At 62.7% G+C, this 21,975-nt stretch carries 19 protein-coding genes and 1 pseudogene; 11 read left to right on the forward strand and 9 right to left on the reverse strand.

The window, feature by feature from the left end; genetic code table 11:
* Window positions 1-38: 38 nt before the first annotated feature.
* From P0D87_RS12845 to P0D87_RS12880, 8 genes are all read left to right on the forward strand, one after another.
* Window positions 39-464 (forward strand): ribbon-helix-helix domain-containing protein, encoded by a 426-nt coding sequence (locus tag P0D87_RS12845; protein ID WP_053860455.1) that lies wholly within the window; start codon window positions 39-41, stop codon window positions 462-464.
* Window positions 465-504: 40 nt separating this feature from the next.
* Window positions 505-1,599, forward strand: coding sequence for an extracellular catalytic domain type 1 short-chain-length polyhydroxyalkanoate depolymerase (locus tag P0D87_RS12850; RefSeq protein ID WP_053860456.1), 1,095 nt, complete (start codon window positions 505-507; stop codon window positions 1,597-1,599).
* 306 nt (window positions 1,600-1,905) lie between these two features.
* Window positions 1,906-3,123, forward strand: a complete 1,218-nt coding sequence (locus P0D87_RS12855; RefSeq protein ID WP_006051636.1) for an acyl-CoA dehydrogenase family protein — start codon at window positions 1,906-1,908, stop codon at window positions 3,121-3,123.
* Window positions 3,124-3,167: 44 nt separating this feature from the next.
* Window positions 3,168-3,515 (forward strand): DUF3088 domain-containing protein, encoded by a 348-nt coding sequence (locus tag P0D87_RS12860; RefSeq protein ID WP_006051635.1) that lies wholly within the window; start codon window positions 3,168-3,170, stop codon window positions 3,513-3,515.
* Between the two features lie 285 nt (window positions 3,516-3,800).
* Window positions 3,801-5,399, forward strand: coding sequence for an ABC transporter substrate-binding protein (locus P0D87_RS12865; protein WP_053860457.1), 1,599 nt, complete (start codon window positions 3,801-3,803; stop codon window positions 5,397-5,399).
* Between the two features lie 13 nt (window positions 5,400-5,412).
* A complete protein-coding gene (locus P0D87_RS12870; RefSeq protein ID WP_029968779.1) occupies window positions 5,413-6,393 on the forward strand; it encodes an ABC transporter permease in 981 nt (326 codons plus the stop codon).
* A gap of 58 nt (window positions 6,394-6,451) precedes the next feature.
* On the forward strand, window positions 6,452-7,429 hold the full coding sequence (locus P0D87_RS12875; protein ID WP_006051632.1) for an ABC transporter permease: 978 nt from the start codon (window positions 6,452-6,454) through the stop codon (window positions 7,427-7,429).
* Between the two features lie 2 nt (window positions 7,430-7,431).
* Window positions 7,432-9,174, forward strand: coding sequence for an ABC transporter ATP-binding protein (locus P0D87_RS12880; protein ID WP_053860458.1), 1,743 nt, complete (start codon window positions 7,432-7,434; stop codon window positions 9,172-9,174).
* 136 nt (window positions 9,175-9,310) lie between these two features.
* Here P0D87_RS12880 and P0D87_RS12885 read toward each other — a convergent pair.
* From P0D87_RS12885 to P0D87_RS12900, 4 genes and pseudogenes are all read right to left on the reverse strand, one after another.
* Window positions 9,311-10,321, reverse strand: a pseudogene (locus P0D87_RS12885) (aldo/keto reductase); the annotation flags it as partial.
* Window positions 10,322-10,355: 34 nt separating this feature from the next.
* Window positions 10,356-11,981 carry an ABC transporter substrate-binding protein gene (locus P0D87_RS12890; RefSeq protein WP_053860460.1) on the reverse strand — a complete coding sequence of 542 codons (1,626 nt, stop codon included), beginning with the start codon at window positions 11,979-11,981 and terminating at the stop codon, window positions 10,356-10,358.
* A gap of 234 nt (window positions 11,982-12,215) precedes the next feature.
* On the reverse strand, window positions 12,216-13,424 hold the full coding sequence (locus tag P0D87_RS12895; protein WP_053860461.1) for an LLM class flavin-dependent oxidoreductase: 1,209 nt from the start codon (window positions 13,422-13,424) through the stop codon (window positions 12,216-12,218).
* A 126-nt stretch (window positions 13,425-13,550) separates the two neighbouring features.
* Window positions 13,551-13,694 (reverse strand): hypothetical protein, encoded by a 144-nt coding sequence (locus tag P0D87_RS12900; protein ID WP_006051627.1) that lies wholly within the window; start codon window positions 13,692-13,694, stop codon window positions 13,551-13,553.
* Window positions 13,695-14,176: 482 nt separating this feature from the next.
* On the opposite strand from P0D87_RS12900, the gene P0D87_RS12905 reads away from it, so the two are divergent.
* On the forward strand, window positions 14,177-15,766 hold the full coding sequence (locus tag P0D87_RS12905; RefSeq protein ID WP_053860462.1) for an ABC transporter substrate-binding protein: 1,590 nt from the start codon (window positions 14,177-14,179) through the stop codon (window positions 15,764-15,766).
* Between the two features lie 131 nt (window positions 15,767-15,897).
* Window positions 15,898-17,253, forward strand: a complete 1,356-nt coding sequence (locus P0D87_RS12910) for an LLM class flavin-dependent oxidoreductase (RefSeq protein ID WP_006051624.1) — start codon at window positions 15,898-15,900, stop codon at window positions 17,251-17,253.
* A 36-nt stretch (window positions 17,254-17,289) separates the two neighbouring features.
* Here P0D87_RS12910 and P0D87_RS12915 read toward each other — a convergent pair whose 3' ends face one another.
* Complete coding sequence (locus tag P0D87_RS12915; protein ID WP_053860463.1) at window positions 17,290-18,051, reverse strand: NADPH-dependent F420 reductase; 762 nt, start codon at window positions 18,049-18,051, stop codon at window positions 17,290-17,292.
* Window positions 18,052-18,148: 97 nt separating this feature from the next.
* Between P0D87_RS12915 and P0D87_RS12920 the strand changes: the two genes are divergently transcribed.
* Window positions 18,149-18,523 carry a winged helix-turn-helix transcriptional regulator gene (locus P0D87_RS12920; protein ID WP_053860464.1) on the forward strand — a complete coding sequence of 125 codons (375 nt, stop codon included), beginning with the start codon at window positions 18,149-18,151 and terminating at the stop codon, window positions 18,521-18,523.
* Window positions 18,524-18,698: 175 nt separating this feature from the next.
* On the opposite strand, the gene P0D87_RS12925 is transcribed toward P0D87_RS12920, so the two are convergent.
* From P0D87_RS12925 to P0D87_RS12940, 4 genes are read right to left on the reverse strand one after another with little or no spacing between them, the layout of a single operon-like run.
* Window positions 18,699-18,959, reverse strand: coding sequence for a hypothetical protein (locus tag P0D87_RS12925; protein ID WP_006051621.1), 261 nt, complete (start codon window positions 18,957-18,959; stop codon window positions 18,699-18,701).
* Window positions 18,960-18,991: 32 nt separating this feature from the next.
* Window positions 18,992-19,774 carry an enoyl-ACP reductase FabI gene (fabI, locus tag P0D87_RS12930; RefSeq protein ID WP_053860465.1) on the reverse strand — a complete coding sequence of 261 codons (783 nt, stop codon included), beginning with the start codon at window positions 19,772-19,774 and terminating at the stop codon, window positions 18,992-18,994.
* Window positions 19,775-19,812: 38 nt separating this feature from the next.
* The gene (locus P0D87_RS12935; protein WP_053860466.1) at window positions 19,813-21,000 is read right to left on the reverse strand and encodes an acetate/propionate family kinase; all 1,188 of its coding nucleotides are present in this window, start codon (window positions 20,998-21,000) and stop codon (window positions 19,813-19,815) included.
* Window positions 21,001-21,004: 4 nt separating this feature from the next.
* Window positions 21,005-21,943: a phosphate acetyltransferase gene (locus P0D87_RS12940; protein ID WP_006051618.1), complete on the reverse strand. Its 939-nt coding sequence runs from the start codon at window positions 21,941-21,943 to the stop codon at window positions 21,005-21,007.
* Window positions 21,944-21,975 lie beyond the last annotated feature (32 nt).

Genomic DNA, 21,975 nt, shown 5'->3' on the forward strand with positions numbered 1-21,975 from the left:
CGTATAACCATCCCATTGGATGGTGTACGGATGGAAAAATGAAAAAGCAGTCTGCTGTCGTAACGCCGCGTCCGGCAGGCGGCGAGTCGGAAAAAATCACGATCAACCTCGGCCCCGTCGACCTCGGGCAGATCGATCTGCTCGTCGAGGAAGGCTTTTATTCGAACCGGACGGACCTGATCCGGACGGCAATCCGCAACCAGCTCGCGCTGCATGCGGGGGTCGTGCGGGAAACGGTTGCGCGTCGTTCGCTGGTGCTCGGGCTGCAGCGTTTTTCCAGGCAAGATCTGGAGGCGCTCCAGGCCGCGCACGAGCGTCTGAATATTCAGGTCCTTGGGTTGGCCAGCATTGCTGCCGACGTTTCCCCGGAACTCGCGCTGGCGACTATCGAAAGCGTCGTCGTGCTGGGTGCCTTTCACGCTTCGCCTGCCGTCAAGGCGGCGCTCGCCGGCAGAATTCTCTAGCCGCCTGAGGCCGAAGCCAACATCAGAAAGTGGGAAATTAATGAAACTCAATGAAGGCTTTTTGAACTCGATGCACGATGCGATGACCCTGCTGCGTACACACGGCGTTGCAGAAGCGACAGAAGCGATACAACGCGCGCTGCGTGGCGACATCGGCACACCGAATAACTCGGCACGACGAGAAAACGGCCCAGTGTCGGCGGATTTCGCTCCTGCAAACGTAAGTGAGACTGCCGCGCGTGGCGCACGAGAAGACTGCATTGACGTGGAAGACCGCGGATATTTCGGCACGCATGCGTATGCGAACGCCGCCGGTCGCCGTCAGTATCGGCTGTATGTGCCAGCGGGGGCCGTGGGCGAACCGTTGCCATTACTGGTGATGCTGCACGGATGCACGCAGGACGCCGACGACTTCGCAGCAGGCACACAAATGAATGCGCTTGCCGACCGGCATCGGTTTCTCGTTGCTTATCCGGTGCAACCGCCGCAGGCGAATCCGTCAAAGTGCTGGAACTGGTTCAAGCCGGACGATCAGCAGCGCGATCGCGGGGAGCCGTCGTTGATTGCTGGCATCACGCGCGAAATCATCTCCACTCACAGCGTCGATCCCACGCGCGTGTATGTCGCGGGCATGTCTGCGGGGGGCGCAATGGCGGCGATCATGATCGCCGAATACCCCGAACTGTACGCCGCGGCCGGCGTTCATTCCGGTCTTCCGGCAGGGTGCGCGCACGATCTACCCTCCGCGCTGGCGGCGATGAAAGGGGGCAAACGTCCGCGTGGGGCACGGCACACGCCAGAAAATGAGCGCTTGTCACCGAAAAGGCCCGTCATCGTCTTTCACGGTGACGCCGATGCCACAGTCAACATCGCGAATGCGACCCGGCTTCTGCACGGCTTCGCTGCACGGCCTGACGACCCTAGCGAAGGGCACCGGACCTACCAGGGCCGGCGCGCCTGCACTGTCTGCCGACTGCATTCCGCCGATAGCATCGACGCAGAACTCTGGACCATTCATGGCGCCGGGCACGCATGGGCGGGTGGAAACGCAGGAGGCAGTTACACCGACCCTGCGGGGCCGGACGCAAGTGCCGAAATGCTTCGCTTCTTTCTTGACCATCCGCGACGCGGGTAAGCCGCGCTACTCGCAATCGGCAGTGGTGCGGCTACATGAAGGAGCCGAGCGCCTCGCTCGCTGACCGGCATCGAATACGAACTCGATGCCTGGCACTCCAATAACAAATTCACCAATCCTTATCGGCGATTCGCATTTCGGAATCGCGCATATTCATAGCTTGATTCGCTGGTTCTGTCTCGAAAGCTGCGCACCTATACTGCTGCGTCGAACCCACGTATACGGCGTGAATTCGTCAACGATGGTGGCGCGGCTTTCCGCCGTGGCCATCTCAAGATGTGTGCGGTAGCAAAAGGAAACCAGTCTATGCAGGCGTCTCAGGACACCATTAAACGCTCGAAACTCGAAAGCGCGCTTGCAGCGTTGCCTGCGCTCGCGCAGGCAATCGGAGAAGATGCGGCCGGGCGCGAATTGCGGCGCGAGTTGCCGCTGGACCGCTTCGCGCTATTTCGTGCATCGGGGCTGGGTGTGCTGCGATTTCCAGTCGAGTGGGGCGGCCTTGGCGGATCGCTCGAAGATCTCTTTCATGTCGTGAGTACTTTGGCAGCCCACGAGTCGAACGTCGCGCACGCTCTACGGATTCACTACGATCAGACTGAGCAACTGTTGCTGTCGCCGCGTTCGTCGTTCAACGACACGCAGATCGAACGGGTAAGGCAAGGCGCGATTTTCGGCGGGGCATCGACGGAACTGGGCACATCGCGGCCCGGCGAAATTGTCACGAGGCTCGTGCGCGACGGCGAGCATTTCCGCGTGACCGGCAAGAAGTATTACTCGACCGGTACGGCGTTCGCGGACTATGCGCGGATCAACGTGCAGGACGAGAACGGCGAAAACGTATCGTTCATTGTGCCGGTATCGCGTGAAGGCCTTCAGGTCGTCGACGATTGGGATGGCATGGGACAGCGCATGACGGCGAGCGGCAGTCTTCTGCTCGACAATGTGCAGGTCTTTGCGCACGAGATCTCCGCACGCGGTTACGGGACTCTCCCAGGTCGGCACGGTGGTGCGTTGCGACAGTTGCATCTCGTTGCCGTCGCTGCGGGAATTGTGCGCAATATTCTCGCCGACGCGCGACGCTACGTCGTGCAGCATGGCCGTCCGGTGCTTCACAGTCCCGCTCCATCTTCGCGCGAAGATGGCTTCGTGCAGCAGGTGGTGGGCGACATTGCGGCGCACAGCCACTCGATCGACGCGCTCGTGCAGCAGAATGCACGCACGCTGGATCGCTCGGCGAATGCGATCCGCAACGGCGCGGCGAACGCCGAAGAACTGGTGCTGGAAGGCGCGCTTGCAACCGCGAAGACCCAGCTCGTCGTCAGCAAACTCGCGCTGCATACGGCCGAGCGGCTGTTCGAAATCGGTGGTGCGTCGGCGACTGCGCGCTCGCACAACTTCGATCGCCACTGGCGCAATCTACGCACCATATTCAGCCACAATCCGCTGCTTCACAAAGCGCGAGTGATCGGCGACTACGAATTGAACGGCGTGACAACGCATCTCACCGAAGGTCGCGTGTTCTAGCGCGGCCGTGCCTCGTTTTTATCCACTTGCCGTCACGGAACACCATGAGCCGACGAGACTTGCTGCTATTGCTGGAACCGGGCTTCACCGACCCGAAGTACCCGGGCGAGCGCTTCATCTGTCCGGCGGGCGCGCCCATTGAAGGACTGCTCGCGAGCGATGCGCCGCGCAACGCGCGCCTCGACATTCGCAGGGTGGCGTTTGCGCGTCCGCGCGCTGAAGTGGTCGCGGCGCTCGACGCTGACCACCAGGGGCTGCCTGTGCTGATTTTCGGCGACGAACAACCCGCGCCTGCCGATGCACAGGTGCTGGGCGACAAGCGCTTCGTGACCGATACTCGCCGCATTCTGGACCTGCTCGCAGAACGTCACGGTTTTCCCAAGGTGCATTGAATACAACGGCGTTGAAATGCGGGCGCGGATGACCAGGTGGTCGCCGCGCCCGCCTTGCTTTGTGCGGTCGAAAAAAGGGGAAGCGTTAACGACAGAAGTCGCCGCGCAGATGAGAAAACTCCCGGAGGCGCGCCTGGTTCTATCGTCGGTGTCGTGCTTTGCTTATGCGCAACCGTTGGTTCTTTTGGCGCGGCAGCGGCTTTATCGTGTGCGTTGCTGCATGGCCGGCGATGGAATAGGCCCTCGAACCGGAGGCAGCGCATCGACAAAAAGGATCTGCATCAAATGGCGGGACTTAACCGACGCGAGTTTCTGATCTCGACGGCCGCAACGCTGTCAGCCGGCATGCCTGCATGGGCACTCGCGCAGAGCGGCAACGTCGCGCCGAGAAGGGGCGGCACGTTGAACATGCTGATCAACCCTGAGCCGCCGGTCCTCGTCTCGATCTTTCAGACGACCGGCCCCGCGCTCGTCGCCAGTTCGAAGGTACTCGAAGGCCTGCTGGCTTACGACTTCGATCTGCGACCGAAGCCGCAACTTGCGACTGCGTGGGCAGTGAGTCGCGACGGTCTTCAATACAGCTTCACGTTGCGTCAGAACGTGAAATGGCACGACGGTCAGCCCTTTACGTCGGCAGACGTTGCGTTTTCAATCGAGCTGCTCAAGGCGGTGCACCCACGCGGTCGCAGCACCTTCGCCAATGTGACACGCGTCGTCACGCCGGATGCCCGCACCGCGATCATCGAATTGTCGAAGCCCGCACCGTTCCTGCTGAAGGCGCTGTCCGCAGGCGAATCTCCCATCGTGCCCAGGCATCTGTACGCGAGCGGCGATCCGTTGACGAACCCGCACAACAGCGCGCCGATCGGCACAGGGCCGTTCCGCTTCAAGTCATGGACACGCGGCGCCAGCATCGTCTATGAACGCAATCCGGACTACTGGGATGCCGGCAAGCCGTATATCGACGCACTGGTGTTCAAGGTGATTCCGGACGCGGCGGCGCGCTCGGCGGCTTTCGAAACCGGCGCACTCGACCTGGGCGGCGAAAACCCCGTGCCGTTGACCGATCTGCCGCGCCTCTCGCAATTGCCGCAACTCGTCACCGAGACGCGCGGCTACCGGTTTCTCGAGCCATTGTCGGAGATCGACTTCAATCTCGATCATCCCATCCTCAGGGACCTCAAAGTTCGCCAGGCCATTGCCCATGCGATCAATCCGCAGGTCGTGCAGCGCACGATCGCGTATGGCTACGCGGACATCTCGCCGACGCCGATCACACCGGGATCGCCCTATCACGACGCAAAGCTCTCGCCCTATGCGTTCGACATTGCAAAGGCGGAGCAACTGCTCGACGCGGCGGGCTATCCGCGCAAGGACGGCGTGCGCTTCCGGCTGACGCACGACTTCCTGCCTTATGGCGATATGTATCGCCGTCAGGCTGACTACGTGAAGTCCGCATTGGCGCGCGTCGGTATCGATGTAACGGTGCGTTCTCAGGATCTTCCCGCGTTCCTGAAACGCGTTTATGCAGACCGTCAGTTCGATTTCACGAGTATCGGCGTGAATACGCTGTTCGATCCGAGCGTGGGTGTGCAGCGTCTGTACTGGTCGAAAAACATCCGCCCGGGCGTGCCGTTCTCCAATGCGCCGCATTACAGCAACGCCGAGGTGGACCGGCTGCTGGAAGGCGCGTCCGTCGAGACCGACGAAGGCAAGCGCGTCGCGCTCTATCAGGAGTTTCAGCAGATCGTGTATCGCGATCTGCCCATTCTGAACCTCGTGGCGCCGCGCATGATCACGCTGGCGAACCGGCGCGTGCGCAACCACACCGTTTCCGCGCAGGGCCTCGAGGGCAATCTTGCGGATGTCTTTCTCAGCGCGTGACAGGAGATCCAGCATGAGCCGGAGTGTGCGTTTCGGAGCGGTTGCGCGGCGGACAGCGTGGCAGGTGTTGCCGACCGTGATCGGCATCGTGATCTTCAACTTCTTCCTGCTGAAGCTGATGCCCGGCGACGCCGCCGATGTGCTCGCCGGCGAATCCGGCTCGGCGACGGCGGAGACGATGCAGGTACTGCGTGCGAAGTTTGGGCTCGACCAGCCGGTGCTGCATCAGTTGTGGTCGTATCTGACTCATCTTGCGCACTTCAGCCTCGGCTATTCGCCGCGCTACGACGCGCCCGTCATGCAGTTGATCCTGTCACGCCTGCCCAATACGCTGCTGCTGATGGGCGTGGCGTTGACGTTCGCGATCGCGGTCGGCGTCACGCTCGGCGCCGTCATGGCGCATTGGGTAGGCCGGTGGCCGGATCGTGTGCTGTCGGTGCTGGCATTACTGTTCTATTCGACGCCTGGATTCTGGATCGGGCTGCTCGCCATCGTGCTGTTTTCGGTGCACCTCGGCTGGCTGCCGAGCGGCGGGAACGTAACGCTCGGCGTCCAGTTGCATGGCTTTGCCTGGTTCGCCGATGCGGCAAAACACGTGTTGCTTCCTGCCGCGACGCTGTCGACGTTCTTCATTGCAATCTACGCGCGGCTCACGCGCGCGGCGATGCTCGAAGTGCAGCGCCAGGATTTCGTCCGCACCGCGCAGGCCAAGGGACTGCACCCGTGGCGTGTCACGGTGCGTCACGTGCTGCGCAATGCACTGATGCCGCTGACGACCATGATCGGCATTCACTTCGGCACGTTGCTCGGTGGCGCGGCGGTCACGGAGACCGTGTTCAGTTGGCCAGGCCTTGGCCGTCTCGCCCTCGATGCGGTGATGGCGCGCGATTTCAGCGTGCTGCTCGGCGTATTGCTGCTGTCTTCGCTGCTGGTGATTATCGCTAACGTGCTGGTGGACCTGCTGCAGGCCTGGCTCGATCCGCGTATCGCCTAAGCAGTGTGCCTTTGAATCTGTTCGCTGTCGCTGAACCGTTATTCACCTGAGAGACGCAATGGCTTCCGAATCCTCCAATATCATTTCGACGACGCCGAAGCAGTCTGCCGGATCGTCTTCATGGCGGCGTCAACTGGCCGGTGCGCTGTTCGGCCAGCGCCGTGAGCGGATCGCTGCGGCCGGATTGTCACGGCGCAGCGGACGCGGCGTGCTGCGCACGCTCGCCGGCAATCCGTCGGCGTTGAGCGGTCTTGTCCTGCTCGCTGCCTTCATCGTGCTGGCGCTCGCCGCACCGCATCTGTTTCCCGGCGATCCGCTCGACATGGTCGCCGCGCCTTTCGAATGGCCGGGCAGCGATCCGCAATACTGGCTCGGCACCGATTCCCTTGGTCGCGACGTGGCGGCGGGCATTGCTCACGGTACGCGCGTGTCGCTTCTGATCGGAGCGTCGGCGGCTGGCATCGGGCTGCTCATCGGTACACTGGTGGGCGCCGTGGGCGGCTTCTTCGGCGGTCTGGTCGACAACGTGCTGGTTCGTGTAACGGAGCTGTTCCAGACTATTCCTTCGTTCCTGCTGGTGATCGTGATCGTTGCGATTGGCCGGCCGAGCGTGGAGGTGATCGCGCTCGCTATCGGCGTCGCGTCGTGGCCTACTGTTGCGCGAATCGTGCGCGCCGAGTTTCGCACGCTGCGCGAGGCCGATTTCGTGCTGGCGGCGCGCACTCAGGGCTTCGGCAACGCGCGCATCATATTCGGCGAGATTTTGCCCAACGCACTGCCGCCGGTGATCGTGACCGCTTCGGTGATGGTGGCGAGCGCGATCCTGATCGAGTCGTCGCTGTCGTTTCTCGGCATGGGCGATCCGAATGTTGTGAGCTGGGGCGCCATGATCGGCGCGGGGCGCGATTCGTTGCGAACGGCGTGGTATTTGACGGCGGTTCCGGGCACCGCGATCGTCGTCGCCGTGTTGGCGTTGAACCTCCTCGGGGACGGCCTGAACGACGCGTTGAATCCGCGTTTGCGGGAGCGTACCTGACCATGAACGCAAGGACGCAAGGCGTGAGCAAAGCCGACAACCTGCTCGAAGTGCGTGATTTGCGCGTCAGCTTCGGCGCGCACGAAGCGGTACGTGGAATCGGTTTTGAGGTTGCCCGGGGCGAGACGCTCGCGTTGGTGGGCGAGTCGGGTTGCGGCAAGTCGGCCACCGCGCTATCGCTGATGCGCCTCGTGCCCAGCCCGGGGCGTGTGAGCGGCAGCGTGCGGTTCGATGGCCGCGATCTGCTCGATCTGTCCGCCTCTGAGATACGCGCTGTGCGCGGCCAGCAGATCTCCATGATCTTTCAGGAGCCGATGACTTCGCTCAATCCGGTTCTGTCGATCGGCGCACAGATCGTCGAAACATTGCGTCAGCACGAGAACCTGTCTAAAACCGCGGCATGGAAGAGGGCCGTGGAGTTACTCGACCTTGTGCGCATTCCCGAGCCGCAACGGCGCGTGTTCGACTATCCGCACGAGCTTTCCGGCGGCCAACGGCAGCGTGTGATGATAGCAATGGCCGTGGCATGCCGGCCGCGCCTGCTGATTGCCGACGAACCGACTACCGCGCTCGACGTCACGATCCAGGCGCGCATTCTCGAACTGCTGGACGGCCTGAAACGCGAACTGTCCATGTCGTTGCTGCTGATCACGCACGATCTGGGCGTGGTCGCACAACACGCCGATCGCGTCGCGGTCATGCTGGCGGGCCGGCTGGTGGAGCAGGCGGCCACTTCGCAACTCTTCGCGCGGCCCGAACATGCCTACACGCGCGGATTGCTTGGCGCGTCGTTGAATCTCGTCGACGATCTGCACTATCGCGGCTGGAAATTGCCGGAGATCCGACATGTTCGATCGGACGACGGCAGCGCAGCCTTTTCAGTGATCCCGCGCGCGCCGTACTCGATCGAAGACGACGCGCGGCGCGAGGCGGACAACGCCGCAAGCGTCGACGCGCCGTTGCTCTCGTTGCACGACGTCCGGATCGACTATCCGCAGCGTCATGGCAAGACGACGCTGCGTGCGGTGGACGGCGTGTCCCTCCAGATCGCACCCGGCGAAACGGTGGGTCTGGTCGGCGAGTCGGGTTGTGGAAAGTCGACGCTGTCGAAAGCCATTCTGCGGCTCGTGCCGGCCTCGGGCGGCCAGATCCGCTTACGGGGCACCGATCTCGTGCCGCTTCGCGAGCGCGAGTTGCGGCCTTTGCGCCGCCACGTGCAGATGGTGTTTCAGGACCCGTATGCGTCGCTCAATCCGCGGCGTACTGTCGGCGAAATCCTCGACACGGTTCTGGTGGTCAATGGTGTGAGCGATGCACGGCGACGCCGCACGCGCATTGCGGCAATACTCGACCGAGTGGGCTTGCCGGGCAGCGCGCAGCAGCGCTTTCCGCATGAGTTTTCCGGTGGCCAGCGGCAACGCATCGGCATTGCACGCGCGCTCGTGCTGGAGCCCGATCTTCTGATCTGCGACGAACCGGTGTCCGCGCTCGACGTATCGATTCAGGCGCAGATTCTCAACCTCCTCGTCGACCTGAAACGCGATCTCGGACTTGCGTATCTGTTCATCTCGCACGATCTGTCGGTGGTGCGCTATATCGCCGACCGGGTGCATGTGATGCAGGCCGGACGGATTGTCGAAAGCGGCGACCATCGCGAGATCTGGCGTGCGCCGCAGCATCCGTACACCCGCACGTTGCTCGACGCAGTACCGGGCCGCAAGTCCGAGGACGCGCGGGCCGCGTGAGGCGGGTGCCTCGAATCACTGGCGCCCGTGTCGATTCCAACGGAACGAGCTTGATGCCGGCTTGACCGGCGATCCCGGCGATCCCGGCGTGCCCGGTCACGTCCACTCGAATCCGGTTGCCGTCTGACGTTGTGTCGCCATGACGAACGAGGCGCCCGAAGAACGGATGCCCCGGATCGTTGAAACCCGGCGTCGATGGATGGCCCGTGGTAACGAGCGAATCGACGAACGCTTCGTCTTCCGCGCTTAAGCGGTAGCCGAGCGCGGGTAAATAGTCCTGCCACTGCGCCTCGGTGCGCGGTCCGGCAATCGTCGAGCTGATGTAGCGGCTATTGAGCACCCACGCAAGCGCGAATTGACCCGCCGACAGTCCGCGCGGCTGCGCATGCTCACCGACTCGGCGGGCCAGTTCGATGGATTCGGGCCGCCACTCCGTCTGATGCAGACGCCTGTCGCTGCGGCCCGCGCGCGTGTCGGCGCGAGGGGCCGCGCCGGGTTCGTACTTACCGGTCAGCACGCCACGGGCGAGCGGACTGTACGAAATCACGCCGAGACCGTAGCGGTGCGCCGCCGTCAGTTGTTCGGCTTCGGCCTGGCGGTTGGCGATGTTGTAGAGCGGCTGACTCGCGACAGGCGCGTCGAGCCCGAGGGCCTGCGCCGTATGCGCGAATTCCGCGATCTTCCACGCCCGATGATTCGACAGCCCGTAGTAGCGCAGCTTGCCGGCGCGGATCAGATCGTTGAGCGCACGCACGGATTCTTCCACGGGCGTCCAATGATCCTCGCGATGCAGGTACAGCACGTCGATATAGTCGGTGCCGAGGCGCGTGAGGCTCGCTTCGACTGCGCGTTGGATGTGTTTGCGCGACGCGCCTCGGGCGTTCACGTCGCGTTCGTCGAGCGGGTTGGCGAATTTGGTGGCGAGCACCCAGCGCTCGCGCTGCGCGGCGATCGCGCGGCCCACTACGCGCTCCGATTCTCCCTTGCCGTAGACGTCCGCGGTGTCGATCGAATTGACGCCTTGCTCCAGCGCCTCTCCGACGATGCGCGCGGAGGTCGCTTCGTCGGTCGGGCCGCCGAACATCATCGTGCCGAGCGTGAGTGCGGAAACCTTGATGCCGCTGCGGCCGAGTTGTCTATATTCCATGAGTACAGTTCCGTCAGAGTGAGTGGGGATCGTTTCAACGTTGCAGCCAGACGTCGGCGAAGCTTGCCGAGACCCCGTCCGGGCCAGTCGTATGGTTGTGAACCGCGCGTGAATACACGGTGAGGTATCGCGGAGCGACGAGATTCAGGTCGGGCAGGTCGCGCTCCAGAATCTGCTGGATCTGCGAGAACAGTTGCTTGCGCTTCGCCTCGTCCGTTTCTTCGGCCGCCTGTGCGAACAATCGATCGATCTGCGGATTGCTGTAGTGCGAGCCGTTCGTGAACGGCACGCCGCGCCGGAAGTTGCCGGTCGTGTAGAGGCGCGCGACGCCGACCACCGGATCGAACAGATTGCTCATGCCGTTGATCGAAAAATCGAAGTCGCGGTCGGTGTAGATCCGCTTCAGATACGCGGGCAGGTCCTGGCTGCGCACGGTGACCGCAATGCCGACTCTGGCGAGCGCCGACTTCACGTAGGCAGCGGTGCGAGCGGGCAGCTCGCCGATCGGCAACGGGTCGACCGTCAGCGCGAAGCGTGTGCCGTCGGCCTTGCGTGGAAAGCCGGCTGCATCGAGGAGCGCGTTGGCGCGCTCCACGTCATACGGATACGGCGCGGGCGCGGGATCGTAGTAAGGATTCGACGGAATGATCGGGCTGGCAAGCGGCGTGGCGTAGCCGTAGAAAATCACTTTGCGGATCACTTCACGGTCGATCGCCGATGCAATCGCCTGGCGAACCTGCAAGTTCTTCAGTACCGGATTGTCCAGATTGAATTCGATGCGGGTGACGCCGGCCTGGAACTCGTAGCCGCGCGAGTCGAGTGCGAGCTTCGGGCTGTTCTTCAGCCGCGCGAGGTCGGACAGCGGCACCGGCGTGTCGCCGCTCAGATCGATCGAGCCGTCTTCGAAGGCGACGGTGCGCGCCGCAGGATCGGTAATGATCTTGACGACAATCTTGTCCAGGAACGGCTTGCCTTTGTCCCAGTAGTCGTCGTTGCGCGCGTATTCGATGTAGCTGCCGCGCACCCATTTGACGAAGCGGAATGGCCCCGTGCCGATCGGCGCGTTGTTGGCGGGATTCGTCAGCGGGTCGCTGCCTTCGTACAGATGCCTCGGCACGATCGGCGTCTCCGACGAAGAGAACGCCTTGATCAGATACGGCGCCGGCTTCGACAGCGTGATGACGACCGTGTACGGATCGGGCGTCGTAATGGCGGTCACATTCGCGAAGGTGGTCTTGGCGCGCGGATGCACTTGCCGCAGTGTCTGCAGCGAATAGGCGACGTCGGCGGAGGTGAACGGCTGGCCGTCATGCCATTTCACGCCGTGCCGCAGATGAAACACATACTTGCGGCTGTCGTCGCTGATGTCCCATGAAGTTGCGAGCGACGGCTTCGGCTGCAACGAGAAGTCGTATTCGAGCAGTCCTTCGACGACTTTCGCGCTGACCTTCAGCACGTTGGTCGCGGTCGTGGCGAGATCCACCAGCGCGGTCGGCTCGGGCGTGACGACGAAGTTCAGGGTGCCGCCGCGCACAGGCGTTTGCGCGCTTGCGTATGAAGACGAGAGCGAGATCAGCAGGGCGGTGCCGAGTCCAAGCGCGCTCTGCAACAACGAGGTGCCGCGACGACGCGGCGCCGCCTGCGAGATGAGAGCAAGCATCTTACGGTTCGATAGAAAGAGGAGATGAATGGCAGCGCAATGGCAGCGCAATGGCAGCGGAATGGCGGCGCCTCAGACGGAAGCCGAAGCCGTTGCATCGCGTCGCGCCAGAGCACCACGCCAGCCCTTCTGTACGGCGATGCCGAATGGAGTTGGAGCGGGGCAGCGGGTGTACCAGAGTCGGCTCATGCGTCTCGCCATGAAGTAAAGAGAAAGTGGGGGATGGGTCCGGGATCAGTAGCGCAGACCGGCTTCGCGCAATAACGGCAACACGTGTGCGCCAAAGAATTCGAGGTCCGGCTGAAAATCGAAAAAGCTCAATTGCACGCCGTCGATACCGGCCCGGTGAAGCCGCACGATGTAATCGGCGATTTGCTGCGGCGAGCCGACTATCGAAATGTTGCCGCCCACCGCGCGCGCGGCTGCCTGATTGCGCTGTTCGGAATTGCCACGCCAGGCGTGCGCGTCGCTCTCGAAGCGATGGAAGCTGCCTTCGTCGCCATGCGCGACGATCGCGTCGCGATAGGCCAGCGCTTCGGCAGCCGTTTCGCGGCAAATCACCATGGGATTGATCAGCGTGCGGATCTTGCGGCCATATTTCGCCGCAGTGGCCTTCACACGCGCCGTGTGCGCGGGCAAGGCGGCGAGCGCCGCTTCGATCTCCGAGCCCGCGGGACTCGTGATGAACACCACGTCGGAATAGCGGGCGGCGAACTCGATCCCCGCATCGGAGCCGGTCGCATTGACGAGCAACGGGCGGCCGTATTGCGGCTTCGGCGTGACGAACGCCTTGTCGAGCCTCCAGCTCGACAAAGGCGGCGCAAAGCTGAAGTTATCGGGCTGTGCCCATAGCTGTTGCACGGCGTCGAGGAACTCGCTCGCCAGCTCATAGCGGCGATCGTGCTCGATGCGATGCCAGCCGAACATCTCGTGTTCGACGGCTCGATGCCCGGTGACGACATTGATGCCCCAGCGTCCCTTCGAAATGTGATCGAGCGTCGCGCAGAACTTCGCGAAATGCAGCGGATGCCACGGCCCGTACAGCACATGGCTGGTTGCGACCAGGATGATTTTTTCGGTGCACGCGGTCATGGCCGCGAGCGACATGAAGGAGTCGAGCGCCTCGCCGTTGAACACGCCGCCGTAGCCGCCTTTGGGGAGCCACTGCGAGAGCGCGAAGACGAGATCGAAACCGAGGCTCTCGGCTCTCCGCACCAGCGCGAGGTTGTAGTCGAAGTTCCAGTCGGTGGTGCGCGGCAGCGTCGACGCGCTCCAGCCGCCCGCCTGGATTGGCAGGAAGAGCCCGAGCAGCAGCGGCTGTTCGAGCGCGCGTGCAACGGGACTGGCAGGGAAGTCGGCGGGCGAGCGCACCGGCACGAAAGACGTGGCGTCCGGCGCTTGTCCTGATGCTTGCGGTGCGGCGGCGAGAAGGGTGTCGGTCATGGCGATAATCGGTGTAGAGAACGTGGCGGTTCGGTTCGGCGTGGCGCGTGTCAGGTCTCGCTCTTCGGCCGGATGGCGGCGCGATCAACGGCGATGCAGCCTAAGCGCATGCCTGGGCGCAGCGCGTCAGGTTTTGCCGGTCGCGGGCGGCCGCACACCATTCGGATAGAAGTCGCCGATCGCCGCGTACTTCCAGCGCACCGGGTCATGCACCGTGTGGACCCGGTCGGTGTTGCGGATGAGCGCCAATGGCGCGAAAAAACCGGTCATGACGGACATATCCGATGCTGTGACAGACGAAGTTCAGGGTCGGGCGTCGCATTCGGGCAGGCGCACCGGAGCCATCAAAACTTACCGGCAACTCAACACATCGGACAACGAACAATAATTTCTATCCTTATCTGCTCATGCAATTGGGCAGCGCGGGAAATAACGCAAAAGCGTAAGCAAAGAAGAATCGCTTGGTTCGCTCATGTGGAGTGGCTGGCTATGCTGTGCAGCGTATTAGCCTTGTCCAGTCACCCATCATTTCAACCGCTCATACATGACGACGCTCAACGAGTATCTCGTGCAAAAGCGCGCTGCCTGGCTTGCGAAACGCGAAGCCGCGCGCAACGATCCGGATCTCAAGTCCAACCGGCTCAAGGCGCGAGAGTCGGACCCAATAGCGCCGCAGCACGCAGCCGCGCCAGCCCAATGAAACGACAACAAAGCGACAACAACGACAACGAAAAGACAACAAGAGGACCACAATGAAAACGACACACAGGGCACGCGCGATCCGGCTTGTCGCGCTACTGGCGAGCGCATTCATCGGGATCGTGCCTGCGGGCGCGAGCGCCGCGCCCGACCACGGTGGAACGCTGACCTGGCTCGTGACGCCCGAGCCGGCTTCCATTGTTCCTCTCACTACGACGGCCGGGGGCAATGCGGAGATCGGCCCCAAGGTGGTGGAGGGCCTTCTGACGTATGACAGGAACCTCAACCCGAAGCCGCTGCTCGCCACTTCCTGGGTAGTCAGCACGGACGGACTGCAATACCGGTTCAATCTGCGTCGCGGTGTGAAGTGGCATGACGGCAAGCCCTTCACGTCCGCCGACGTTGCCTTTTCGATCCTGACGTTAAAGCAGGTGCATCCGCGGGGGCGAAGCACGTTTGCCAACGTGACCGACGTGAAAACGCCGGACCCTTACACCGCAGTCATCGAGCTTTCCAGGCCCGCGCCGTTTCTGTTGACGGCGCTCGCGGGCACCGAGTCGCCGATCATTCCGAGGCACCTGTACGAGGGCACCGACATCGCGGCGAGCCCATACAACAGCGCCCCGGTCGGCACGGGTCCGTTTGTATTCAAGTCGTTCGTGCACGGCAGCAACATCGTGCTCGAACGCAACCCCGACTATTGGGACAAGCCGAAGCCTTACGTCGACAGGATCGTCGTGCGGTTTTTGCCGGATGGCGCGGCGCGCGCCGCGGCGTTGGAGTCGGGCGCCGCCAATCTCGGCGACCAGGCCATCCCGCTATCGGATGTGAAGCGCTTTAGCGCGCTGTCGAACTTCAATGTCGATACGACGAACTGGGCGTACAACAGCAATCATCAGCAGTTGATTTTCAACCTGGATACGCCCGTTCTGAAAGACAAGGCGGTCCGCAAGGCGATCTCGCAGGCGCTCGACGTCAATGCGCTGAACCGTGTGGTCTGGTATGGATATGGTCAGGTGTCGGCCGCCGCGATCGGTACGGCGAACGCGAAGTATCACAACGCCGACATTCACTACTTTCCGTACGACGTCGCGCAGGCGAACGCGGCCCTCGATGCAGCGGGTTATAAGCGCGGACCCGATGGCAAGCGCTTCGGCTTGCGGCTGCTGTACAACCCGTTCCAGGACCCGCGTGCGGCGGATTTCGTCCGGCAATCGCTGGCGCGAATCGGGATCGACGGCGAGATCGAAAGTTACGACTTCGCCACGTACGTGAAGCGGGCGTACACCGATCGCGCATTCGACATCACGCTAGAAGCGCTTTCGAACACCTTCGATCCGACCGTCGGAGTTCAGCGAGTGTTCTGGTCGAAGAACTTCAAGATCGGTCTGCCGTTCTCGAACGCCGCGCACTACTCCAATCCGGAAGTAGACCGATTGCTCGAGGCAGCCTCCGTCGCTACCGACGATGCCCAGCGCCGCCAGCTCTTCATGCAGTTTCAGCAGATCGTGCACGACGATATTCCGTCCGTCGAGTTCGGTGCAAATCCGAACATCACGATTTCGTCCAGGAAAGTGAAGAACTATGCGCCGGGCGGCGAGGGCATACGCGGCAATTTCGCCGACCTGTATATCGAACGCTGAATCGCCTGGCTGCCGATCCGAACTGAACGCGCCGTGCATGCCGGTCTCGCGCATCCCGCCAACGCACAGCGCTGGCGCACGCGACCGGCAGCATCGCGCGCTCGCCATCCGAAGCACACTTCGCACACACCATGAGCCAACGAAAAGGACAACTGCACCTCGGCGCGTTTCTCTATCCGACCGGGCATCACATCGCCGCGTGGCGTCATCCGGGCAGTCACGCGGATGCGGGACGCGACTTTCGGCACTACGTCCGGCTTGCGCAAGCCGCCGAAGCAGCAAGGTTCGATCTGGTCTTCCTCGCGGACGGCTCGGGAACGCGTGGCGACAACGTCGACTTCCTGAGCCGCACAGCGCACAGCTACGTCGCGCAGTTCGAGCCGCTCACCTTGCTCTCGGCATTGGCTGCGGTCACGGAGCGAATCGGCCTTGTGGGCACGGCGTCGACGACCTTCAACGAGCCGTATCACATTGCCCGCAAGTTTGCGTCGCTCGATCACATTAGCGGCGGGCGAGCGGGCTGGAACCTCGTCACGTCGTCGAATGCACACGAGGCGAAGAATTTTGGCTTCGACGAACATCTCGCTCACGCGCGCCGCTACGAGCGCGCGGTGGAATTTGCGGAAGTGGTCGAGGGGCTGTGGGACAGCTGGGATGAAGGCGCGTTCGTGCGAGACAAAGCAGCCGGGCGTTATTTCGATCCGGCAAAGCGTCATGTGCTCGATCATCGCGGCGAATTCTTCAACGTGCGCGGGCCGCTGAATGTCGAACGCTCGCCTCAGGGCAGGCCGGTCGTCGTGCAGGCGGGTTCCTCGGAAGCAGGCAAGGCGCTCGCAGCGCGTACCGCCGAAGTGATCTTCACCGCGCAGCAAACGCTGGACGACGCCGTTGCGTTCTACGCGGACGTGAAGGGCCGCCTCGCGCAGTACGGACGCGACCCGGACGATCTGAAGATCATGCCCGGCGTGATGCCGATTGTCGGCGCGACCGAGCAGGAAGCGCAGGACAAGTTCGCCGCGCTACAGGCGCTGATCGATCCGGCGGTCGGACTTGCATTGGTGTCCGGGCTCACGGGCGGCTTCGATCTGTCGGGCTATCCGCTCGACGGGCCGATTCCCGAATTGCCTGAGACCAATGCAAGCAAGAGCCGGCAGTCGTTGACGCTCGAACTGGCGCGGCGCGAGAAATTGACGATCCGCGATTTGTATCTGCGCGTCGCGGGCGCACGCGGGCATTGGCAACTAATCGGTACCCCGAAGCATATCGCCGATGCGCTCGAGGAACGCTTCGTCAACTATGGTGCAGACGGCTTCAACGTAATGCCGGCGCTGTTGCCGGACGGCCTCGACGACTTCATCCGACTGGTATTGCCGGAATTGCGGCGCAGAGGCCTCTTCCGCACGGAATACGAAGGTGCGACGTTGCGCGAGAACCTGGGCCTGCGGCGGCCGGTGTCGCGGTATCAGCGCGAAGCTACCGTAGCTTGAGGCGTTAGATGAAGCGCGGCGCTACAACTAGCCCGCTCACGACGCTGGTTTGCCTGCAACGATGTTGGTTGCACGGTTTGCCGCGACAATATCGGCGTGGGTGGGATTCGGGCCGAGGCTGGCGAAAACCTCCGGCAGCCGGTCGCGTATCCTGGGCGCAATTCCAGGAGCGGCCGCAGCCAGCGCCTTGCGCATGGCATCCGCATCGTAGTCGCAGCAATACGCAGGAGTTGACGGCTGCTGGCGCCAGGATTCTGCGAGCGAGCCCGCATCGACCGGATCGAAGCCCGTCTGATTCACCAGCTCCATCACGATTTCCCTGGAGCGCAGGTCATCCCCCGCCACGGCGACGGCGAGGCGGCCAGGCGTCCCCTCCGGCTGACCCAGTTCTGCGAGCGTGTAGGCCAGCACGTTGTTGAATGCCTTGATGACAGGGCGCCCGATCTGTCGGGATACCCACACGCTTTCGGGCATTCCTTCGTCGATTTCCGGAATGTGCGGGTCGCGCATGTCCGGGTAGTAGTTGCCGGTGTCGACGACGATCGCGTCAGCCGCTACGGAACCAAACAAATCCGCAGGAAGCGCCTGTATGGCGGGCAGCGGAATCGACAGGATGATGACTTCCGCGCCATCGACCGCGCCGCGAACATCCACGGCTTGCGCGCCGATCTCGTCGGCGAACTGTCGAACACCATCCGCCCCGCGAGAGTTCGCGACGCGGACTTCATGGCCTGCCGCGCTCAACTTGCGGGCGAGAGACGCGCCAATGTTTCCTGTTCCGACGATCCCGATTTTCATAGCTGTATCCTCCATATTGCACGTGGCGCCCACTTTAGCTGGCTTATGTTGTAATGGTAAGTACCGACTAAAAAGTAAGTAGCGTACCGAGGTGTTTGTGTCTGAAGAGCGTGAATGGAACTGCGAAGATCCCAAGAAGCGGCTTGAATGGGCCGAGGCGACGACAGAGGCCCTCCGGGTTCTGGAGGGCAAGTGGAAGATCGTCATCATTTGCCAGTTGTTTGCCGCAAAAGGCCCGCTGCGATTCTCCGATCTGGAGAAGCTGATTGACGGCATCAACCAGAAAATGCTGATTCAGCAGCTCAAGCAGCTGGAGAAAGACGGCATCGTGCGGCGAACGGTGTATCCCCAAGTGCCGCCGAAGGTAGAGTACGAACTTTGCGATATGGGATATGCGCTCGGGCCGTCGATGCAGGCGTTAATCGAGTGGGCCGAGATGAGGCGCAAACGTGCCGGAGGTGACGGCTACTGAGAAAGAGGCCGGCGGCGGCTCGACCGCGCGGCGCGGCGTGCGGCTCGCTGATACCTCGGGCAAAGTGCAAGGACTACGAGTCGCCGTTCCCGACGTAACTGATCCCGTCGCCGTCGGTAACCTGGGTCGGCAAGCAAGGGGTCCAGGACCAGTCACATACCGTTCCGCTTACCTTCTACGACCTGTCGGCGCGCTCCGGCATGACCTGAACGACAATGGGCCGGCTCTTCCAGAACATGTTGTGGACTCGGGCCTGCAGATTGCGCAACGCATCCGGCGACGTGCCGCTGAAGCTGAGCACGATCGCGGGCCGCGCTCCCGTTCCGTGATAGCGGTGGATCCGATCGAATGGCGGAAAGCCGTATTTGATAAGGAAATCATTGATTTCGTCATCCGAAGTATTGTCTTCAACGTTTCCCATCCACAGATCAGCCATAAAGTGCTCCCTTAGTGGAATCGATACGGCGGTCAGGCCATGATATTGACGCCGCCGTCGATATACAGCGTCTCTCCGGACAGGCGCCGGGCGTAGGGCGTCGCCAGAAAGGCGCAGGTAAACCCAACATCCATGATGTCGACCAGCTCGCCCAGCGGCGCGCGTTGCGCAGCTTCCGTAAGTAGCAGATCGAAGTCTTTCAGGCCAGACGCGGCTCTCGTCTTGAGCGGCCCCGGTGAAATGGCGTGCACGCGGATTCCCTTCGGGCCGAGTTCATATGCAAGGTAACGGGCGCAGGCTTCCAGTGCGGCCTTGACGGGGCCCATCATGTTATAGGAAGGCACTACCTTGTTTGCGCCGTGATAGCTCATGGTGAGCATGGTGCCGCCGTTTTTCATCAACGGCGCGGCAAGGCGTGCCATGCGCACGAACGAGTGGCACGAAATGTCCATTGCACTCGCGAAGCCTTCGCTCGAACTGTCGATCAACTGTCCTTGCAGATCATTTTTGGGCGCCCACGCGATCGAATGGACGAGAATATCGAGGTTGCCCCATTCCCTGTCGATTCGCTCGAACACGGCCGCAAGCTCGCCCGGGCTCGAAGCATCGAGCGGCTCGAAGATCGATGCACCGAGGGCCGTTGCAAGCGGCTCTACATAGGGCCTTGTTTTCTCGTTGGCATAGGTAATCGCGAGGTCCGCGCCCAGCTCGCGAAACGCTTTCGCACATCCGTACGCGATCGAATATTCGTTGGCAATGCCTGTGACCAGCGCTTTCGCGCCACTCAGGATCGGCTGCGGCGGGGCGGATGTCATGGAGGTATCCTTCGGGTCCGGTCCGGCGTACGTTCGCTCTATGAGGCGGCGGCATGGATCGCCGCGAGTGTGTGTTGCCCTATCATGAGTTCTTCATTGGTCGGGATGACCCAGACAGATACCTTGCTCGACGCAGCGCTGATGCAGGGGCCGCCCGACTCGTTTGCCGCAGGGTCGAGTTCCAGTCCGAGCCATGCGGCGTCGCGCACAATGCGCTCGCGAATCGCGCTGGCGTTTTCCCCCACGCCGGCTGTGAGAACGAGCGCGTCGATGCCGTGCATCGCGGCCGCTAGCGAGCCGAGTTCACGGGCGATCCTGTACGTGTAGATATCGACTGCGAAACGGGCGCGTGGCGCATCGCTCGCGAGCAGTGCGCGCATGTCACTCGAAATACCGGACACGCCAAGCAGGCCCGACTGCCGGTAGATCAGATCTTCGATGTCCTGCTTCTCCATCTTCAGTGCATCGATCAGATAGAGAATTACGCCTGGGTCCAGATTGCCGCAGCGTGTGCCCATCGGGAGGCCATCGACGGCGGTGAAGCCCATCGTGCTCGCGACGCTCTTGCCGCCCACCATCGCGCACATGCTGGCGCCGTTGCCGAGATGGGCTACGACGCATCGGCCTGCTGCCGCGGCCGGTGCGATCCGAGGCAGCACGCTCGCAATGTACTCATAGGAGAGGCCGTGAAAGCCATAACGGCGCACGCCTCTTTCCGTGATCGCCGAGGGTAGCGCATAAGCCTGCGCGACCTCGGGTGTCAAGCGATGAAACGCCGTATCGAAGCAGGCTACCTGCGGGATATCGGGCCGAGTTCGCGCGATGATGCGTATCGGACTCAGGTTGTGCGGCTGATGCAGCGGTGCGAGCGGCACCAGCTTGTCCAGTTCGTCGAGAACGGCGGGCGTCACCGTCACCGGGCCCGAGTACATCTGACCGCCGTGTACGACACGATGGCCGACGGCGATCAGACGATATCCTCCGCCGTAGCTTCGCAGGAAGCCGCCGATATGCTCGATTGCGCCCTCGTGTCCGAGCGTTGGATCGGCGTCCCAGTCGCGGGTTGTCGTGTTGCCGTCGCTGTCTACGGCGATAAAGCGTGGCGCCGTGCCGAGGCCGTCGACCTGACCGCGCAGCACGAGATGCATCGTCGCACCGTCTACGCCGAAGGCGCGGAACTTGATGCTGGACGAACCGGCGTTCAGTACCAGAATGACATCCGGCATGGCGTTACCTCAACACCTTGTCGCTCGTGCGCCTGGCGTCTGCCACGAGGGCCGCCACTGCGCATGAGGCGAGGCGCGTCAGCAAGCTGTCGGCGCGGCTGGTTAGCACGATCGGCACACGGGCGCCCAGCACGATACCCGCCGCATCCGCACCAGCGAGAAACGACAGGCTCTTCGCGAGCATGTTGCCGGCTTCCAGGTCGGGCACCATCAGCACGTTGGCGCGGCCCGCCACCTGCGAATCGATCTGCTTGATCCGGGCCGCTTCGACACTGATCGCGTTGTCCAGTGCAAGCGGACCGTCTACCAACGCTCCCGTCACCTGACGTCGATCGACCATTTTGCAGAGCGCGGCGGCTTCGATCGTGGAAGGCAGTTTCGGATTCACGGTTTCCATCGCTGACAGAATCGCGACGCGTACTTGCTCGAATTGCAACGCGTGACCCAGGTCGATCGCGTTCTGCAAGATGTCCATCTTCACGTCGAGTGTGGGCGCGATATTGATCGCGGCGTCAGTGACGATCAGCGCCTGCTCGAGCAGCGGGACGTCCATGACAAAGCAGTGGCTGATACGCCGTTCGGTACGCAGCCCCGACTCGCGGCTCACCACCGCGCCCATCAGTTCGTCCGTATGCAGGCTGCCTTTCATCAGGGCTTCTGCCTTGCCTTCGCGCACGAGTTGCACTGCGGCGGCTGCCGCGGCGTGGCTGTGCGGGGCATCGACGAGCGCAAAGCCGGCGATCGCAACGCCGGCCAGCGCGGCTGCGGCTTCGATACGCTCGACCGGCCCCACGAGTATCGGCGCGATGAGCCCCAGCCGCGCCGCTTCGACAGCGCCCTCGAGCGAGCTCGCATCGCACGGATGCGCGACCGCCGTTTTCATCGGCGGCAAGCTTTTGCAGTGCTCGATGAGTCGTTGGTACTTGCTGTGCTTCGCTTCCATTGAGGCTCCATGCAAAACAGGACCGTGTGCAT

The organism is Paraburkholderia sp. RL17-368-BIF-A, assembly GCF_046054045.1.
Taxonomy (GTDB): Bacteria; Pseudomonadota; Gammaproteobacteria; order Burkholderiales; family Burkholderiaceae; genus Paraburkholderia; species Paraburkholderia graminis.

What these genes read in the sequence shown, in the direction of transcription:
- P0D87_RS12875 (WP_006051632.1), top strand. Translation starts at nt 6,452, where the DNA reads ATGGCTTCCGAATCCTCCAATATCATTTCGACGACGCCGAAGCAGTCT.
- P0D87_RS12925 (WP_006051621.1), bottom strand. Translation starts at nt 18,959, where the DNA reads ATGGCTGATCTGTGGATGGGAAACGTTGAAGACAATACTTCGGATGAC.
- P0D87_RS12850 (WP_053860456.1), top strand. Translation starts at nt 505, where the DNA reads ATGAAACTCAATGAAGGCTTTTTGAACTCGATGCACGATGCGATGACC.
- P0D87_RS12900 (WP_006051627.1), bottom strand. Translation starts at nt 13,694, where the DNA reads ATGACCGGTTTTTTCGCGCCATTGGCGCTCATCCGCAACACCGACCGG.
- P0D87_RS12845 (WP_053860455.1), top strand. Translation starts at nt 39, where the DNA reads ATGAAAAAGCAGTCTGCTGTCGTAACGCCGCGTCCGGCAGGCGGCGAG.
- fabI (WP_053860465.1), bottom strand. Translation starts at nt 19,774, where the DNA reads ATGACATCCGCCCCGCCGCAGCCGATCCTGAGTGGCGCGAAAGCGCTG.
- P0D87_RS12905 (WP_053860462.1), top strand. Translation starts at nt 14,177, where the DNA reads ATGAAAACGACACACAGGGCACGCGCGATCCGGCTTGTCGCGCTACTG.
- P0D87_RS12935 (WP_053860466.1), bottom strand. Translation starts at nt 21,000, where the DNA reads ATGCCGGATGTCATTCTGGTACTGAACGCCGGTTCGTCCAGCATCAAG.
- P0D87_RS12895 (WP_053860461.1), bottom strand. Translation starts at nt 13,424, where the DNA reads ATGACCGACACCCTTCTCGCCGCCGCACCGCAAGCATCAGGACAAGCG.
- P0D87_RS12865 (WP_053860457.1), top strand. Translation starts at nt 3,801, where the DNA reads ATGGCGGGACTTAACCGACGCGAGTTTCTGATCTCGACGGCCGCAACG.
- P0D87_RS12940 (WP_006051618.1), bottom strand. Translation starts at nt 21,943, where the DNA reads ATGGAAGCGAAGCACAGCAAGTACCAACGACTCATCGAGCACTGCAAA.
- P0D87_RS12860 (WP_006051635.1), top strand. Translation starts at nt 3,168, where the DNA reads ATGAGCCGACGAGACTTGCTGCTATTGCTGGAACCGGGCTTCACCGAC.
- P0D87_RS12890 (WP_053860460.1), bottom strand. Translation starts at nt 11,981, where the DNA reads ATGCTTGCTCTCATCTCGCAGGCGGCGCCGCGTCGTCGCGGCACCTCG.
- P0D87_RS12880 (WP_053860458.1), top strand. Translation starts at nt 7,432, where the DNA reads ATGAACGCAAGGACGCAAGGCGTGAGCAAAGCCGACAACCTGCTCGAA.
- P0D87_RS12855 (WP_006051636.1), top strand. Translation starts at nt 1,906, where the DNA reads ATGCAGGCGTCTCAGGACACCATTAAACGCTCGAAACTCGAAAGCGCG.
- P0D87_RS12870 (WP_029968779.1), top strand. Translation starts at nt 5,413, where the DNA reads ATGAGCCGGAGTGTGCGTTTCGGAGCGGTTGCGCGGCGGACAGCGTGG.
- P0D87_RS12915 (WP_053860463.1), bottom strand. Translation starts at nt 18,051, where the DNA reads ATGAAAATCGGGATCGTCGGAACAGGAAACATTGGCGCGTCTCTCGCC.
- P0D87_RS12910 (WP_006051624.1), top strand. Translation starts at nt 15,898, where the DNA reads ATGAGCCAACGAAAAGGACAACTGCACCTCGGCGCGTTTCTCTATCCG.